Origin of the sequence: Anaerocolumna sp. MB42-C2 (assembly GCF_030913705.1) — a bacterium.
In the GTDB taxonomy this organism is placed as follows: Bacteria; Bacillota; Clostridia; order Lachnospirales; family Lachnospiraceae; genus Anaerocolumna.
Genome location: NZ_CP133190.1, coordinates 1,594,935 through 1,610,387 on the forward strand (window position 1 = coordinate 1,594,935; position 15,453 = coordinate 1,610,387).

Consider the following 15,453-nt stretch of genomic DNA (forward strand, 5'->3'; position numbering starts at 1 on the left):
CATATGTTACACAATCTGTGCAATTATTTTTTTAATCAGTAAAGGTGGAATTCCTTCTCCAATCACAGTTCTTATTAAATTATCTGTAGCCCATTCAGGAATGTGCCAATCCACAGGTAAACTGGAAACTACAAGTAATTCGTAAATTGTCAGTACACGTGGATTCGTATACATCATATCACCATTAGCATCTTTCTTCCAAGGCTTACCCGGATGAACATTATTCTGTGAACCAATTCTAAAATTATATGTTGTTATCGTAGTTCCAGGCTTATCCCAAAACATTCTATGATAAGCTGTGTCATAGCCTTTTACTCTTTCGCCATTTGTTTTCTTGGGGTAATGAACTGAATTGTCATAGGCTGTGTTTCCAGTTGGCGTGTACAGCATACATTCAATATTACGCCATACATGAGTCATTGGCCGATGCCACTTATTGAAAGCCAGTACTTCTTCTGTGTTTTTAGGCAAAATATCACGAAACTCTTTTTCTTTCACATTAGGCCATATATCTGGGATCCCAGAAAACACCTTCGAAAGTGTAACAATTTCTTTCTCTTTCTCCGGAAACTCCCATATAATCCCAGTGCCTTTTTCCACACAAAGAATAATTGCACGTCTACGCATCTGTGGAACACCATAATCCATTGCATCCAACACTTTATTTTGATTTATATTGTAAAAGGCACCTATTCTTTTCTCAATATACTCCGGAATGGTTATTTCCTTATTTTCATATGTTATTGGTGTCGTAAGCTGTTGAGGAACATTTTCAATCAGCACATATGTTGGTTTCAAATCGAGAATAGCATCAATTGCATACTTAATTAAGCTATTTCTTTCATCATATGGATTCATTTCTCCCGCAATGCTCATTCCTTGACACGGCGGAGTAGCTATCAACAAATCAACCTTTTCTTTTCGTGCAGCAGAAATGACTTCACTATAGATTGACGGATCTGTAATATCACCAACAATCATCTCTGTTGTTGGATAAAGATGTTTATAAAAAGCTGCTCTTTGCGGTATCAATTCGTTTGCAACCGCAACATGAATATTTAAATCTCCTAAGTAGGTCTCTGCAATTCCTACATTGGAAAATAGTGAAACTGCTCTAATCATAATTCCTCCGCATTTAGCCCAAGCTGAGCTACTATTTTTTTAATAAGCAACGGTGGGATTCCTTCTCCTATTACTTGTCTTATCAATTGCGGTGTAGCCCACTCTGGAATATTCCAATCATCTGGCAAAGTGGTCACTCTCATTAGTTCCAATATGGTAAGTACACGGGCATCTGAATATATGCCTTCCTGACTTGTCGGACGTCCTGGATGTACATTTTGGAATGAAGAAATTGTGTGATTATATGCAGTAATGGTTGGAGCAGGACGATCCCATTCCATGCGCATATAAGTTCTTAATGCACCTCCGACCATTGTTCCGTCTTTCTTCTTTGGAAAGTATACAGGATTTTTCCTTGCACTTTGTCCCTCTGGCGTATGCATCATAACTTCAACATTTCTCCATACGTGTTCTCGTGGACAATGCCATTTTGAAACCTTAAGTCCTGCCACCTTTTTCATTTCATAATCTGGTAAAATATTTCTATGCTCTTTTTCTTTAATCAATGGGTCTAATGATGGTAAATCTCCTATTACATCACGCAATGTAACAATTTTATCATCCTTTTTAGGAAATTCCCAATGTACTCCAGTTGTCTTCTTTGAGAGAAGAAATATAGCCCTTTTTCTTTGCTGAGGTACTCCATAAAATTTTGAATCAATAACTGGATATTCATTAAAGTTATATACTTCTCCAAGTCGGCGCTTCAAATACTCTGGTATAAGGATTAACTCTCCATTATACTCTATTTTCGTTTTTAACTGTTGCATGACATTTTCAATCAAAACAAAATCCGGATTAATTCTAATTATCATATCAACAGCACTCATAATCAAATTATTTCTTGAATCTCTCGGGTCTTTTTTCCCAGCCGGACTCATTCCTTGGCATGGAGGCGTAGCAATGATGAATTGAACATTGCGTTCAACAGATTCCCTATATACCTCCTCGAAAACTTCTGCATCAAGGATGTTCCCACATACCATATGACAGTTCGGATAGACATCTTGGTAAAAACGTGCGCGTTCCTCCAGAACCTCATTTGCAACTACAATATCTACACCAACTTCGGATAAATAGGTTTCAGCTATTCCGACATTGGCAAACATCGATAACCCGTTCATTTAACATTCTCCTCATCGTCTTTTTTATATTCAAGCAAATCAGATATACTACAATCTAAGACGGTACATATTCTATCAAGAATGTCAATATCGATTTTGTGAAGCTTTTCATTATACAAATCACAGATTGTATTAGGGCGAACATTCGTAAGTTCTGCTAACTTCTTACGCGTCATTTTCTCTCTTCCCAATACCTCTGATAATTTTATTTGAATCATTACATCCTCCAAATAACGAATTTCGTTATTTATTATCATAAGTTTGTTAATTTGCAACAGACCTATGTTACCACAAATTCCCCGAAAATTCAACAGTTCATAGGAAGCTTAATAGGAAATAACCGCTGTCAACTCAATCTTCAAAATAACAGTTCTGTCAACTCAACCTACCAAAAAACACTCCTGTCACCACAACCCTATACCACTTCCAGGCATACCTAAGTTCTGACAGATAAATGAAAAGAGATTCCCGGCATCCGGCAATCAGCTGCTCGATACCAGAAATCCCTTATTTAAGCCGTTTTTCGGCACTTATTTATCAATCCTTGACATCAATACTACTGTCTCAACATGTAATTTTTAGGCTATTTTTCACATTACGCTTTTTTCAGTAAAAACACTGTATTTAAGCGGTCTAAATAGTATTTTTGTCATGTCGAGGTAATCAATCTCGATTAGGCTATTTTACTTTTTGGAACTGTATTTCTTGTTCTTTCTTTGATTTCCGTCTTCTGCTTGTGTCACATTACTTCGACGAGACTTTTCAATTTGAACTGCCTTAAAAGTCTCTTTTGATATAATTGCCGGATTATTATTTTCTGAAACATACTGCACTCCATGCTCTCCAGAATCTAAGAGCCGTACTGTGCCTACATATTTCTCATTACTCAGCATCACATCTATGCTACGCTTACACCATTTATCCTTTCCGGTAGGTGATTTGATACCTTGCTGTTCAAGTTCCTTCAAAATTCCAAGAACGCTTTTCCCGTGAAGATAAAAATTAAAAATTTTTCTTACATTATCAGCCTCGACATCATCAATGATAAGGCTGCCATTAGGATCGTGTTTATAACCGTAGCATTTTCTATCATAAAGTTTAGAACTGCCATTGGCAGCTCGTTGTTTTATGCCCCATTTTATATTTTCACTTCTTGATTCGTTTTCTGATTGAGCAATTGCTTCTACAATAGAAATCATCAAGTCACTATCTGTATTCGCAGTATCCAAATCTTCTTGTTCAAATATTACACGAACACCGAGAACCTTTAACTGATTTAAAGCCTCCAAAATCTCAACGGTATCTCTTCCAAAACGGCTGATGTTTTTTGTCAGAATAATTTCTATTTTATGAGCCTTGCAGTCCTCAAGCATACGAGCGAATTCTTTTCTTGCTGTGCCAGCTTTTCCGGATGCAACATCCATATAAACATCTACCAGAAGCCATTGAGGGGTAGATGCTACTAACCGTGTATATGCTGATACTTGTGCTGAAAGGCTTTTTAATTGCTCTGCATCGTTTGTGCTTACCCGAGCATAAACAGCTACCCGTTTATCTCTTTTAGGAGGTTTGGGCGGTATAAAATGTATTCTTGATTTTTCTGACATACTGCACCTTCTATAACACCATTTTTATGAGCATCTATGAACTTATGCACCAATAACTGCCATATATATCCCTACTACACACAATAAGACTGCAACATATTTTTGGAACTTCCCTTTTTCCATTTTCTTTATGAAATGATTAGCAACATATGTTCCTATTATCATACACAAACCCATTGTAAGTCCAATTAATAATGCACGATAATTCATATTTGTAAATTTACTATATATTACGCTTTTAAGTATATGCATAGCTGTTGCGGTAGCCGCTTCACTTGCTATATAAGCCACTGGTGGCAATCCTAGCGAAAGAAAAACTGCTGCTCCGATAGGACCTCCGCTCCCTGCAAGTCCTGATACCCCACCAGTTATGGCACCACCGACTAAAAGTGTAGATTTCGATTTTGGTAAATTCTTTTTACTTACAAACTTTACAATTACCAAAAGAATTAACGCTACTCCTATACATCTTGTTACAATATCCTTTGGTAAAAGTGCAAACCCAAAAGCTCCAAGCGCTGCCAACGGAAGTGATGTCAAAGAAAATAGGCCAACCGATTTCCAGTCAATCTGCTTCCAACCAGTAGTCATTCTCGCTATATTTCCTATCAGCTGTGCAATTGTTAGTACTGGCACTGCTACCTCTGCACCAACACAAGCCGTTGCTATCGGAAGAAGAAGTAATGAACCACCAAATCCTGCCGCTCCCGAAACTAAAGCTGCTAAAAAGCTACCTACTAATAGGATTAATATCTCCATTTTGCCCCCTCCAAATCCTTCATTTTTATTCGATATAACTTATATTCAAATTCTAATTTAATGTTCATTATACAACTTGATAATAGTAGTCTTTAGAGTTAATATGTGATACTACCAAAGGAGGTATTCTCATGAATAACAACAAACCGATACTACACATTTCCATTTATTATCGAGGTAGTTTGCAAATTAAAAGGGAACTTAGGAAAGCCTTAAAGAATTTCTCAAAAAAACAATCTGAAGATCCCTGCAATCCTATTGTGAATATAAAATTTGATACCTTGGACACACAAAAGGAAAAGCAAGTTCTTCTGGAATTATCATACTATGATGTGGTAACCACCAGCTTTGAAAAACCATTTAAAAACTTTAGTTATTTTTATACTTTCATCGCCATACAATCCAGTTTAACCATAAACCGATTCTATGAGAATAATCCAAATACAGGAACAGAAAACTGGTTGTTAATCTCACTTACTCCATTAAAAGCAGGCGATGAAACATATACCATTCAATGGTGCACAGGCTATAATTGTTGCCAGGCTAATCATCATTGGGATTCATTTCAGCAATGTTAATTAGCCTATTTTACAGCATTTCTATCTCCACAACCTACCCAAAAGTAATTCTGTCTACTCAACTATGCGACTTTTTCACAGTAGATATATTCCCAAGGAATAGCCATTTTACATAGGGTTCTGCCATTCTGCAAATCAGCAAAACACGCAGAACCCCATATTTTCTACACTTTCCAAGTTTCTACTTTTCAACCCTTGACATCAATACTACTGTTTCAACATGTTCCGTTCCTGGGAACATATCCACCGGTATAATTTTCTCAACCTTATATTTATTTTTAACAAGGTAATTAAGGTCTCTCTCCAATGTTACCGGATTACAGGAAATATATACAATCTTTGCAGGTGCTAACGTGCACACGGAATTTAAGAATATTTCATCACTTCCGGCTCTGGGCGGGTCCATAAAAACCACATCCACAGATTCATTCTGTGCGGCCATCTGCCGCATAAATTCTCCCGCGTCTTTGTTGTAGAAATCAACATTTTTAATGTTATTTCTTGATGCATTGGTTTTGGCATCCTTTACTGCATCCGGATTTAATTCTACTCCGATAACTTTTTTAACATTGCTGCTGGCTATCAGTCCTATAGTACCGATACCACAATATGCATCTACTATAGTTTCTTTACCTGTAAGACCCGCAAGCTCTATTGCTTTTTTATATAGTATCTCTGTCTGTACCGTATTTACCTGGTAAAATGATTTGGGTGAAATACGGAAAACTCTCTCGCAGAGAGTGTCTTCTATATAACCTTTTCCATAAATGACTTGTTCTTTTTCTCCCAAAACCATACTAGTCTTTTTATTATTTACATTTAATACGATGGTGGTGATCTCCGGGTGCTGTTTCAAAAGTGCCTTTACAAAATTGTTTTTCGATGGGAATATGGGTGAAGAAATTACTAAAACCACCATAATCTGCCCGCTGTGATATCCTTTACGGATCAGCACATGGCGAAGTAAACCAAATTCCGTGTCCTCATCATAAGTTTTAATTTTAAATGATTTTAACATTCCACGTATCGTTCCAATAATTTCGTCTGCTTTTTCATCTTCTATTAAACAGCTCTCTACAGTTAATACCCGATGTGTTCCGGCTTCATAAACACCGGAGATAGGATTGCCTTTCCTGTCATGATCAAAAACTGCATGTACTTTATTACGGTAATGATAAGGATTGTCCATACCAATAATTCGTTCCGCTTTAGTGAATTTATTTAGCAGTCCCTCCACCTGTTTCTGTTTTGTTATCAGCTGCTGTTCATAACTGATATGCAGCAACTGACATCCGCCGCATTTTTTTATCACGGGACAAATTAGTTGATTTTTATTACTCTTATCCGATCTGTTTTTATTACTAACACCTCTTTTATTCTCCTCAAATATTTTTTTATCTCCAGTTATTTTTTTGTCTCCAGCTATTTTTCTATCCCCAACTATTTTTTTATCTCCTGCTAATTTTCTATCTCCGGATAATTTTCTATCTCCGGCTATTTTTTTATCTCCTGCTATTTTTCTATCTCCGGCTATCTTTCTATCTCCGGATAATTTTCTATCTCCGGCTATTTTTCTATCCCCGGCTATTTTTTTATCTCCTGCTATTTTCTTATCTCCATTTTTCTCTCTGTATACTGACATGTTAAACTCCTTCTTCATTAAATTCCGGGATGAAACTGTCCGATGCTGTTTCTCCCTCTTGGATAAAACCATTCTCAACTCCCAAGTAAAGTGCATAATCAATTAATTCATCATATTCTTCTTCTGTTATCTTCCGGTTAATCTCAGGATATTGTATTACATTGGGCATTGGCGTATACTGATTCATAATACTTATATAGATATGATTTCCGAAAGTTTCATACAAATATTCCATTATATCTTTTGAATCCTTTAGGCATCCCGGAAGAGCTAAATGCCTTACTATGACACCTCTTGTCATAATACCAGCTTCATTAAAGGCTGGTTCTCCAGTCTGGCGAACCATCTCATTTATCGCCTTTGTTGCATACTGAAAATAATTTTCCGCATTGGAATACTTTTTTGATATTTCACCGGACTTATATTTTAAATCGGGTAAATATATATCTACATAACCTTCTAATAACTTTATCGTTTCTACCTTTTCATAACCGCTGCTGTTATAAACGATAGGTAGTTGAAGCCCTTTTGCTTTTGCCAACTCGATTGCTTTAATAATCTGGACTACAAAGTGACTTGGTGTTACCAGATTAATATTATTGGCTCCCTTATCCTGCAGTTCCAGAAATATATCTGACAGACGTTCTATACTAATGTTCCTGCCGGCCAGGCCTCTGGCTATATTATGGTTCTGACAATAGACACATCCCAGGGAGCAGCCGGAAAAGAATACGGTTCCAGAACCTTTTTCACCGGATATACAAGGTTCTTCCCACATATGAAGTGTTGCCCTTGCAACCACCAGTTCATCAGTTTCCCTGCATACGCCCATCTGCCCCACAGTCCGGTCTATGTGGCAATTTCTTGGACATAAGGTACAATCTTTAAGCAAATTATTATCCATAATAATTAATTCCTTTTATTCGTTTATCTTAAAATATCTGCACTTCATACATTTTAACTGAAATACCTTTAAAATACAATTACTACGTATTTAGAACCGTAAGAATATTTACTGAGTATTTAAAACCAGTTGATATTTTATACTTTCAGAAAAAAATAAAGTGATTCAAAATAATAATTTTCATCATTTTGAATCACTTTCGTCAAATATAATCATTCATTATATCAGCAGATTTTCATCTGTCTAGTAAACTCATTCGCTTCTATATCCTTTTGTTACAAAATTATTTCAAACTCAATTTCATGTTTTAAAGGAATACCAAAGTCTCCTGACATAGGAATAGTGGGTTTTAATTGTCTTGAAATATCCAAAGCGTTGGGATAAAGATGTACCATGTCAAAGCCTCTTTTCTGATAATAACGAAGAGCATTAATATTATCATTAGTTGTTATTAATTTAACTTTTTTGCAGTTCTGTTTTACCGCTTCTTCTTTTACTTTATTAAGCAGGCTGGTTCCGATCCCCTGATTTTCCCTCAGACTGTCAAATGATGTAATTTCACACTCATCTTCCATTATTCTATAAGTGATGAGTCCGATCAAGTCTTCCGCGTCAAATACCGCAAAGCCATCCACTGTGGTCAAATCCACAACCTCTCCTCTTATCACCATATCTGTTGAATACCATTGGGAACTGATAAATTCATTAATTTGCTTCCGGTTTGCAGGATTAACAGAGCATATTTCCATTTTGACCTCCTTTATGAATATCGAATCTTTAAATTAATATTTATATTTACAATATTATAAAAATCGCACTGGTATACTTTTATTAGGTTCTAATAATTTCTAGGTTCTATTAATTTCTAGATTCTATTAGCTTCTATTTTCTAGTAGTTCTATTTTCTATTGCTTTCTAACTTTATTAATTACTAAAATATGTTATTTTTCATTTTATCACATCTATTTACTTTGTCAATTTTCCCACTCTGTCTTTTTTTATTATAATTGTTTTCTACCGAAAGAAGCTACTTATCACTTCGTAAAGAGGCAGTATTTCTCGCCGCCGAATATCATCCCAGAGTACTGCTTTTGTTCCAAGTTTTATTTTACAAGTAAGTTCCACGCTTACAATTGTAAGCGTAATGGTGGGCTTGGAACTTACTTGTTTCAGTCGGAGGTAGGGCTCCGACTGAAAGACCTGCGTAGCAGGAATAAGTCGGTGTCCTGTTAATCGTCCTTAAAATACTGTTTTATGTAATAATCTGTAAGTGAACCATCTGAAATACAGTTCTGGACCATTAACGCGGCACCTGTTACAATTATACTTTCATCAGACGGTTCCTGTAATTAGCAATTTTAATGTTTCTATCTCAATATAATCCCTATCTTATGTAAGAATCTGATAAGTTATCACTCTGTCAGCTCATTAGTATTAATTCCAACACAGGAATAATCTCCTGGGGATACTTCCCAGTTTCACTGCTCAATATTTTTATGGCTGTATCCATGCTTTTTGGCTGTTTATACGGCCGACCGGAAGTGATGGCATCAATCGTATCTGCTACCATTACGATTTTGGCATTAAAACAGATTTCATTTTCTTTAAGGCCGTATGGATAACCGCTTCCATCTAGCCGTTCATGATGCTGTATTACGATATCTGTACAATCTGCAGAAAGATTATACGCTGTGAGGGAGCTTAAACCTAATTCGCAGTGCTGCTTCATATAAAACATTTCCGTATCATTCAAGGGTCCTGGCTTTTGCAGTATGGATTTCGGAATCATAATCTTGCCTACATCGTGCAATAAAGCTCCCAAACCCAGGTTCCATAACTCATTATCCTTATATTTTAATTCAGCTGCAATCATAAGTGAGATCATTGCAACATCAAGGGAATGGGTGTACATCCAATCCACATAGTTCGTTAATACATTAACCAACATCCACCAGGGCTTTGTTTTAGACTCAAATATGATCGTACTTAATACCTCGTTGGCATAAGCAAGAATGCGGTCATCCCGGAGATTCCATCTTTCTTTAAATTCCGGTGTTACCGGAACAGCCGGTACTTTTATCTTATTATTTGTTGCAGCCTGTTCCTTTTCATAAATTTCATGTAATCTTAATTTTTCCAGAACAATGTCTGTTGCTTTTTGTCCTTTGGCCAATAACAGGACCCCGTTTTTGTCATAAATGTTTTTACTTGCGATTATATCTGCCATTTACCCAGCTCCTTTCTATCGATTTGTCCTGGAAGCCATAACTGTCACTTTTGGCTGTTTTTCTCTAAACTCAGGATGTGTACAGGTATCGATGTTAATCAGTATTTTCTCATTTAGAAAATAAACATTATCATAATTATGTTGCATTTTTAATATCTTAAAACCCTTTTTTAATCAGCCTCTAAACTACATTTTAATAAATTCCTATCAAATTTATGTATATTATGATGTAATTTTTTTGTATAATATATTATAAAAAAGATGCATTAGGAGGATATGTTAAAAATGACTGTAGAACCAATTCGAGAAAAAGCCAAAATCAGACAATTATACCAATATCTGAACGGAAATGATCCAAAATATGCTTTACTATTTAAGTTTGGGATTAATACCGGCTTAAGAATCAGTGATATAATACCGATTAAAGTGAATGACATTTTTAATGATAAATGGCATTTCAAAGAATACCTTATTTTAAAAGAAAAGAAAACGTCTAAAGAGAAAAAAATCAAATTAAATGACACTCTCCGCAGGTGCCTTATTAATTATGTTAAAAGCCGGGATGTTAAGTTGAATGATTACCTTTTTAAAAGCCAAAAAGGAGGTTATCTTGGAAGAATCCAGGGTCTATAAAGTATTGAAAGAGGCCGCATCCGTAATGGGCATTGAGAACTTCGGAACGCACAGTTTAAGAAAGACATGGGGTTATTGGACTTATAAAATATCGAAGTATAATATTGGACTTATTATGGATACTTTCAACCACAGTTCGCCCAACATCACACTCCGGTATATAGGCATTAATCAAGACCAAAAAGATGAATTATACTCCATAGTTCAACTATAACATCCATTTTTAAACAATATTTTTAACTATTTTTATACAAAATATTTGATGTATTGACATTTAAACTGTGGTAGTTTAAAATGATTTAAAATAAATGCAACAATATTATGATATTGTTGTATTTTTAGGATTAATTTCCCATATATAGAATAAATTTCCATATAAATAAATCTCTGCATTTAATTTATCTTATGGATTGCTTTTATGCATCTCATTATACTTTATACTCGTAATCAGCCCTCGCCTTTTCTGTCAGTTCATCTTTATCTTCGATTTCTCCCGGCATTTTAACCATATGATGCGCAAGTTCATTACCTGGTTGTAAACTATCCTCTATTTCACAGCTATTATCCTGCTGTAATTCTTTAACAACTTTACCGAATAATAGACCCCTCTTAAGATATGTAACGGAGGCTGTTATTAAGACATAACCTCCAAGCAGTAAGCCGGTTATCATCCATAACCCGGTAAAGTGCAGCCGTTTAATCATGATACTGCTGAAAACGGAAGCACACATTACTCCAAGTTGGGTTATAAAAGAAATCAGGGAAAGTAAACTGGCTCTCATATGACTGGGTGTGACCTGATTGACTAACGTATTTTCCGATACATTACCGGCACCTAACATAAAATAGATTCCTGCATACCCTAAGATAAAACCGATACTGCTTTGTTGAACTGCAAAGATAAGAATACCTATCGCAAGGATGAAACGGAATATATTATAGATGCACCAATGATAGTTACTGAATTTATCAAGGATTTTTTGTGAAATTGAATTTCCTGCTGCAGCGGCCAAAAATCCCAAAAATGTAATAATTCCAAGTACCCAGGTTCTGTCCGATGCTGAAGATAAATTTATAAATGCCGGCTGCCAATAGGTTTCTATAGTAATTAAAAAAAATCCTACAAAAAATACACCTGCAAAAATATATCGCAATAAAGGAGCAGACACTATTATTTCCCACCCTTTTTTTAAATGAATAAACAAGGATATCGTTTCTTCCCTTTCAGCCAATACCACCGATTCTTTCATATAAATAAAGCATAAAATAAAAATAACAGCTGTAAAAAATATTCGAAGAATCAGGTTTGAGAAATAGGAACCATATAGATATGAAATAAATCCGCCGGCAATCCCTCCGGCTGCTAAACCGCTTCCCTCTAATATAGCCAAACGGGAGGTAACTTTAGCCAAGCAGGAATCCCCATAAAGAGCCAGCGTTTGATCGATAATCAATGCATCCAGACTGCCGGAAGAAAATGCACGGCTTAACCCATTAAAGATTACAACGAATACCAGTAACACAATATTATTTGAAAAAATTAGAAGTATCAGGGAAATTATTTGAAATCCACAGGATATTAAAAATACTGTTTTACGCCCATACAAATCCGCACATACTCCACTAGGTAATTCAAGTGCAAGAACCGTAACCGCGTAAATTGCCATAAGGATCGGAAGTGTCTGTAAGCTTGCACCTCTCTCCAGTAAAACCAGATTTAATACAGGGAGTATAATCCCTAAGGAAAAGCTATTCATTGTTACAAGTGCCTGCTGCAGTTTAGTCATCCAGATTCTCCTTTGCATTATATAAAATAATGGCATATTCCCAAGGTGTCCGGTCTGCATCAGGTATTGCATGCAAACGGATGTATTCTGAAATCATACTTAAAAGTTCCTTGGATTCCTCTTCTTTTAAATAAAGCACACCGGTTACTATATCACCCCATTGATTTAAAAATTCCGAATCCGCATTCTCATATTTCTTAAGCAACTTTTCTTTCGTCGACTGGAAACCATCATAGACCTGGGCTATTAAATTCTGCGTCAGCGCTTCCCTCTGAGGAGCTGTTTCATCGCTCTTTTCCAAGCCAATCTGAACTGTCACATAGGTAGGTTTATAAAAACTTGCTGTAATACCATTAATAATTTCGGTATGATCTAATTCAATTAATCCTAAGGATATAAGCTTTTTAATATGGTGCTGTACACCGGAGGCCGATATATTCAATTTATCTGCCAGCATTTTAGGTGTCATAGGGATACCGGTAATATTTAACTGACGAAGCAGCTGCTGTCTCACCGGATTCATGTAGATACTCAATTCTTTTTTTGTAGTAAGTTTAACTTTGTTCATAAAACACATTTTCCTTTCCATCTCTAAATATTTGTGCTTCCTAATTAATTTTAGATATACTAATCATTACACAGATTATAACATTACGCATTGCGTAACGTCAAGGCAATATTTAATAATTTATTATCATATAATTGATTAGGTGTGTCAAAAGCCAAGTTTAAATTGTGGTTTGCCAATTTACACAATTTTATTACTTGATTGCGTAATACGGAATATACTTCATCCCAGGTACGCCCTCCCTTGGATGAAGTACATAATTACACAAGTACACCACTGCCTCTACACTTGCCACCACTGCATTCTTAGATTATTATACCCGATCCGTAGCTAGGTACATTCAATCTTTTTCCATTTTTATTTGATTATCCGGGATTTAATGAAATATACAAAGATTACTCAAATCCAAGAGGTTATCCCTTATACCTTACTCTTTATTCTTTCATTATCCTGATTAACCGCAAACTAATTAACAGAATTGCTATCCCTAAGATAATAAATTGCGGCAACACAAAGGATAATTGGAATTTCGCACTTTTCATGGCTTCAAAACCCCAGGTTGCAGGAAGCAGTTTACCTGCCAGTTCAAATGCTTTTGGCAGCATCGCAGCATCGAACATAATACCGGATAACATAAGAGAGGGCATATATACTATTTGGGAATAAATCGTCAGTTTTCCCTGGTCCTTTACATATAAACCAATAACACATCCCACAGAAATGGACGTAATCAAAAAAAGTAACAGGAATATCACATAAAGCGGGATATTTTCAACCGCTTTAGTATGAAAAGTAACCGGTGTTAAAAAATATATAATTACACTGACTATGCTTAAATGTATAAATGCTGATATAAAGTTACTAATGACACCAATCCATAATTTTATATTTCCGGCAATATAGGATTTTTTAATATCACCGGTATAGGATTCACTTAACGATATGGGTACACCGAGCAACGCTCCGGTGGATACTGCAATCACCGTCAGTACTTCCAATAATACACTTTTCATATTCGGATTGATCGAAGAGAATATTGCGCCCATAAAAGCCCAAAATCCCAGTGGAATTATATAATAAAGCAACAGGACATTTTTATTCCGTAAATTTCTCTTCCATTGCAAAATAATCGAATAAGCTAATACTTCCATCAGACTAAATCCTCCTTCGAAAACTCCATGAACTTTTCTTCTAACGTTGCATGGTTAATTTTAACGTCCAGAACTTTTTGATTGTTCTCTTTATAAGTTTGTAAAAGCTCCAATAATGCATCGGATAAAACACCTGATTTATAATAAACATATCCATTATCCCTTTTTAGATATTCACTGAATTTTAAACTGCCTGTTTCATAAGAATTCTCTGTCTTTAGAGCAATTTCAGTTGTGTCGGTAAAAGCCGGAATCAATTCTTCTGCACTTCCGATATAACCGATTTTTCCCTCTTTCATAATAGCAATCCGGTCACATAATTTCTCAACCTCTGCCATATCATGAGAAGCCATAAGGACGGTTTTACCGGATTCTTTAAGTTTGCTTATTTCTTCGTGGAGAGCAACCTGGCCTTCCACGTCAAGCCCGGCAGTAGGTTCATCCAGAAATACAATTTCCGGATTATGTACCAGCGCAAGAACTAAATGAAGTCTTCGTTTCTGCCCGGCAGATAAAGAGTCATATTGTTTGTGAATTACATTTTTAAGTCCGAATCGTTCTAATAGATTCTTATTTGTTTTAACCTTATTAGCCAGACAAAATAAACGGTACGCTTCGTAGACTGTAATATTTCCCGGTAAAACACTGGATTGCAATTGGATACCGATTAAACTGTGCAAATTGGTCTGATTCTCTTCTTTATTAAAAAATTGTATCCTGCCGCTGTCATATCGCTTTAACCCTTCCAGACATTCTAATGTAGTCGTTTTACCTGCTCCGTTTACACCAAGAAGTGCAAATATCTCACCTTTCTCTACCTGAAAGGAAACACCATGAAGCACTTCTTTTCCGTTATAACTTTTCACCAGATCTTTTACATCCAATATAGCAGACATATTACTCTCCTCCTTTTTCTTTTTCTTTATTCTCTTTATATTCCGCTAATTTTGTATTCATTAATTTCACTCTTTTTCTTTGGATAACTCCTTTAATAAGTAAAATTATGATATATCCTGTTGTAAATAAACTGATGATAATTATAAAAAAGGACTTACCGCCAAATATTCCCTGTCCGTTATCATACCAACGGAACATGAGGGAAAATGATATAATTACGATAAACGTAAAGATATAGGTTAATACGACCTGTAAATAATAGTTTAGCCGATTGGAAGAAAAAACCGCACCGATAAAAGAACAGCATGCAGCTAATCCAAAAGCCTCAATAATCATAAATACCGGAATGGAATCCAACCCGGATAATATAACTGCAACTGCCATAACCAATATCTCAATTGTATAAGATATAACTAATCCGAATAGAAAATTTAATAAAATTTTTTTATACATA

Annotated in this window: 17 protein-coding genes; 3 read left to right on the forward strand and 14 right to left on the reverse strand. The window is 35.6% G+C overall.

Annotated features, from left to right (window positions below):
• Window positions 1-6: 6 nt before the first annotated feature.
• From RBU59_RS07185 to RBU59_RS07205, 5 genes are all read right to left on the reverse strand, one after another.
• The gene (locus tag RBU59_RS07185; protein WP_308147199.1) at window positions 7-1,122 is read right to left on the reverse strand and encodes a DNA cytosine methyltransferase; all 1,116 of its coding nucleotides are present in this window, start codon (window positions 1,120-1,122) and stop codon (window positions 7-9) included.
• A complete protein-coding gene (locus tag RBU59_RS07190; protein ID WP_308147200.1) occupies window positions 1,119-2,246 on the reverse strand; it encodes a DNA cytosine methyltransferase in 1,128 nt (375 codons plus the stop codon). Before RBU59_RS07190 ends, RBU59_RS07185 begins: the two co-directional genes overlap by 4 nt.
• A complete protein-coding gene (locus RBU59_RS07195) occupies window positions 2,243-2,464 on the reverse strand; it encodes a helix-turn-helix domain-containing protein (protein WP_308147201.1) in 222 nt (73 codons plus the stop codon). Before RBU59_RS07195 ends, RBU59_RS07190 begins: the two co-directional genes overlap by 4 nt.
• Window positions 2,465-2,929: 465 nt before the next feature.
• The gene (locus RBU59_RS07200) at window positions 2,930-3,853 is read right to left on the reverse strand and encodes a recombinase family protein (protein ID WP_308147202.1); all 924 of its coding nucleotides are present in this window, start codon (window positions 3,851-3,853) and stop codon (window positions 2,930-2,932) included.
• Between the two features lie 42 nt (window positions 3,854-3,895).
• Window positions 3,896-4,612, reverse strand: coding sequence for a sulfite exporter TauE/SafE family protein (locus RBU59_RS07205; RefSeq protein ID WP_308147203.1), 717 nt, complete (start codon window positions 4,610-4,612; stop codon window positions 3,896-3,898).
• Window positions 4,613-4,743: 131 nt separating this feature from the next.
• Here RBU59_RS07205 and RBU59_RS07210 point away from each other — a divergent pair, with 131 nt between their 5' ends.
• Window positions 4,744-5,190: a hypothetical protein gene (locus RBU59_RS07210; protein WP_308147204.1), complete on the forward strand. Its 447-nt coding sequence runs from the start codon at window positions 4,744-4,746 to the stop codon at window positions 5,188-5,190.
• Window positions 5,191-5,371: 181 nt separating this feature from the next.
• Here RBU59_RS07210 and rlmD read toward each other — a convergent pair whose 3' ends face one another.
• The 4 genes from rlmD to RBU59_RS07230 all read right to left on the reverse strand — a co-directional run bounded on the left by rlmD (window position 5,372) and on the right by RBU59_RS07230 (window position 9,963).
• Entirely contained in the window at window positions 5,372-6,832 is a 1,461-nt protein-coding gene (gene rlmD / locus RBU59_RS07215) for a 23S rRNA (uracil(1939)-C(5))-methyltransferase RlmD (protein WP_308147205.1), read from the reverse strand.
• Between the two features lies 1 nt (window position 6,833).
• Window positions 6,834-7,736: a radical SAM protein gene (locus RBU59_RS07220; RefSeq protein WP_308147206.1), complete on the reverse strand. Its 903-nt coding sequence runs from the start codon at window positions 7,734-7,736 to the stop codon at window positions 6,834-6,836.
• 275 nt (window positions 7,737-8,011) lie between these two features.
• Window positions 8,012-8,485, reverse strand: a complete 474-nt coding sequence (locus RBU59_RS07225; protein WP_308147207.1) for a GNAT family N-acetyltransferase — start codon at window positions 8,483-8,485, stop codon at window positions 8,012-8,014.
• A gap of 671 nt (window positions 8,486-9,156) precedes the next feature.
• Window positions 9,157-9,963 carry an HD-GYP domain-containing protein gene (locus tag RBU59_RS07230; protein WP_308147208.1) on the reverse strand — a complete coding sequence of 269 codons (807 nt, stop codon included), beginning with the start codon at window positions 9,961-9,963 and terminating at the stop codon, window positions 9,157-9,159.
• 285 nt (window positions 9,964-10,248) lie between these two features.
• Between RBU59_RS07230 and RBU59_RS28565 the strand changes: the two genes are divergently transcribed.
• Both RBU59_RS28565 and RBU59_RS28630 read left to right on the forward strand, forming a co-directional pair.
• The gene (locus RBU59_RS28565; RefSeq protein ID WP_330698494.1) at window positions 10,249-10,596 is read left to right on the forward strand and encodes a tyrosine-type recombinase/integrase; all 348 of its coding nucleotides are present in this window, start codon (window positions 10,249-10,251) and stop codon (window positions 10,594-10,596) included.
• A gap of 25 nt (window positions 10,597-10,621) precedes the next feature.
• Window positions 10,622-10,810: a hypothetical protein gene (locus RBU59_RS28630; protein ID WP_334307753.1), complete on the forward strand. Its 189-nt coding sequence runs from the start codon at window positions 10,622-10,624 to the stop codon at window positions 10,808-10,810.
• Between the two features lie 214 nt (window positions 10,811-11,024).
• On the opposite strand, the gene RBU59_RS07240 is transcribed toward RBU59_RS28630, so the two are convergent.
• From RBU59_RS07240 to RBU59_RS07260, 5 genes are all read right to left on the reverse strand, one after another.
• Window positions 11,025-12,383: an MFS transporter gene (locus tag RBU59_RS07240; protein ID WP_308147209.1), complete on the reverse strand. Its 1,359-nt coding sequence runs from the start codon at window positions 12,381-12,383 to the stop codon at window positions 11,025-11,027.
• Window positions 12,376-12,951: a winged helix-turn-helix domain-containing protein gene (locus tag RBU59_RS07245; RefSeq protein ID WP_308147210.1), complete on the reverse strand. Its 576-nt coding sequence runs from the start codon at window positions 12,949-12,951 to the stop codon at window positions 12,376-12,378. The genes RBU59_RS07240 and RBU59_RS07245 overlap by 8 nt, the downstream gene beginning before the upstream one ends.
• Before the next feature lie 434 nt (window positions 12,952-13,385).
• Window positions 13,386-14,102 (reverse strand): ABC transporter permease, encoded by a 717-nt coding sequence (locus tag RBU59_RS07250; protein WP_308147211.1) that lies wholly within the window; start codon window positions 14,100-14,102, stop codon window positions 13,386-13,388.
• A complete protein-coding gene (locus RBU59_RS07255; protein ID WP_308147212.1) occupies window positions 14,102-14,998 on the reverse strand; it encodes an ABC transporter ATP-binding protein in 897 nt (298 codons plus the stop codon). Before RBU59_RS07255 ends, RBU59_RS07250 begins: the two co-directional genes overlap by 1 nt.
• A 1-nt stretch (window position 14,999) precedes the next feature.
• Window positions 15,000-15,452, reverse strand: coding sequence for a DUF3021 family protein (locus RBU59_RS07260; RefSeq protein ID WP_308147213.1), 453 nt, complete (start codon window positions 15,450-15,452; stop codon window positions 15,000-15,002).
• Window position 15,453 lies beyond the last annotated feature (1 nt).

Coding starts and splice junctions, on each gene's coding strand:
- RBU59_RS07185 (WP_308147199.1), bottom strand. CDS start 1,122: ATGATTAGAGCAGTTTCACTATTTTCCAATGTAGGAATTGCAGAGACC.
- RBU59_RS07190 (WP_308147200.1), bottom strand. CDS start 2,246: ATGAACGGGTTATCGATGTTTGCCAATGTCGGAATAGCTGAAACCTAT.
- RBU59_RS07195 (WP_308147201.1), bottom strand. CDS start 2,464: ATGATTCAAATAAAATTATCAGAGGTATTGGGAAGAGAGAAAATGACG.
- RBU59_RS07200 (WP_308147202.1), bottom strand. CDS start 3,853: ATGTCAGAAAAATCAAGAATACATTTTATACCGCCCAAACCTCCTAAA.
- RBU59_RS07205 (WP_308147203.1), bottom strand. CDS start 4,612: ATGGAGATATTAATCCTATTAGTAGGTAGCTTTTTAGCAGCTTTAGTT.
- RBU59_RS07210 (WP_308147204.1), top strand. CDS start 4,744: ATGAATAACAACAAACCGATACTACACATTTCCATTTATTATCGAGGT.
- rlmD (WP_308147205.1), bottom strand. CDS start 6,832: ATGTCAGTATACAGAGAGAAAAATGGAGATAAGAAAATAGCAGGAGAT.
- RBU59_RS07220 (WP_308147206.1), bottom strand. CDS start 7,736: ATGGATAATAATTTGCTTAAAGATTGTACCTTATGTCCAAGAAATTGC.
- RBU59_RS07225 (WP_308147207.1), bottom strand. CDS start 8,485: ATGGAAATATGCTCTGTTAATCCTGCAAACCGGAAGCAAATTAATGAA.
- RBU59_RS07230 (WP_308147208.1), bottom strand. CDS start 9,963: ATGGCAGATATAATCGCAAGTAAAAACATTTATGACAAAAACGGGGTC.
- RBU59_RS28565 (WP_330698494.1), top strand. CDS start 10,249: ATGACTGTAGAACCAATTCGAGAAAAAGCCAAAATCAGACAATTATAC.
- RBU59_RS28630 (WP_334307753.1), top strand. CDS start 10,622: ATGGGCATTGAGAACTTCGGAACGCACAGTTTAAGAAAGACATGGGGT.
- RBU59_RS07240 (WP_308147209.1), bottom strand. CDS start 12,383: ATGACTAAACTGCAGCAGGCACTTGTAACAATGAATAGCTTTTCCTTA.
- RBU59_RS07245 (WP_308147210.1), bottom strand. CDS start 12,951: ATGAACAAAGTTAAACTTACTACAAAAAAAGAATTGAGTATCTACATG.
- RBU59_RS07250 (WP_308147211.1), bottom strand. CDS start 14,102: ATGGAAGTATTAGCTTATTCGATTATTTTGCAATGGAAGAGAAATTTA.
- RBU59_RS07255 (WP_308147212.1), bottom strand. CDS start 14,998: ATGTCTGCTATATTGGATGTAAAAGATCTGGTGAAAAGTTATAACGGA.
- RBU59_RS07260 (WP_308147213.1), bottom strand. CDS start 15,452: ATGTATAAAAAAATTTTATTAAATTTTCTATTCGGATTAGTTATATCT.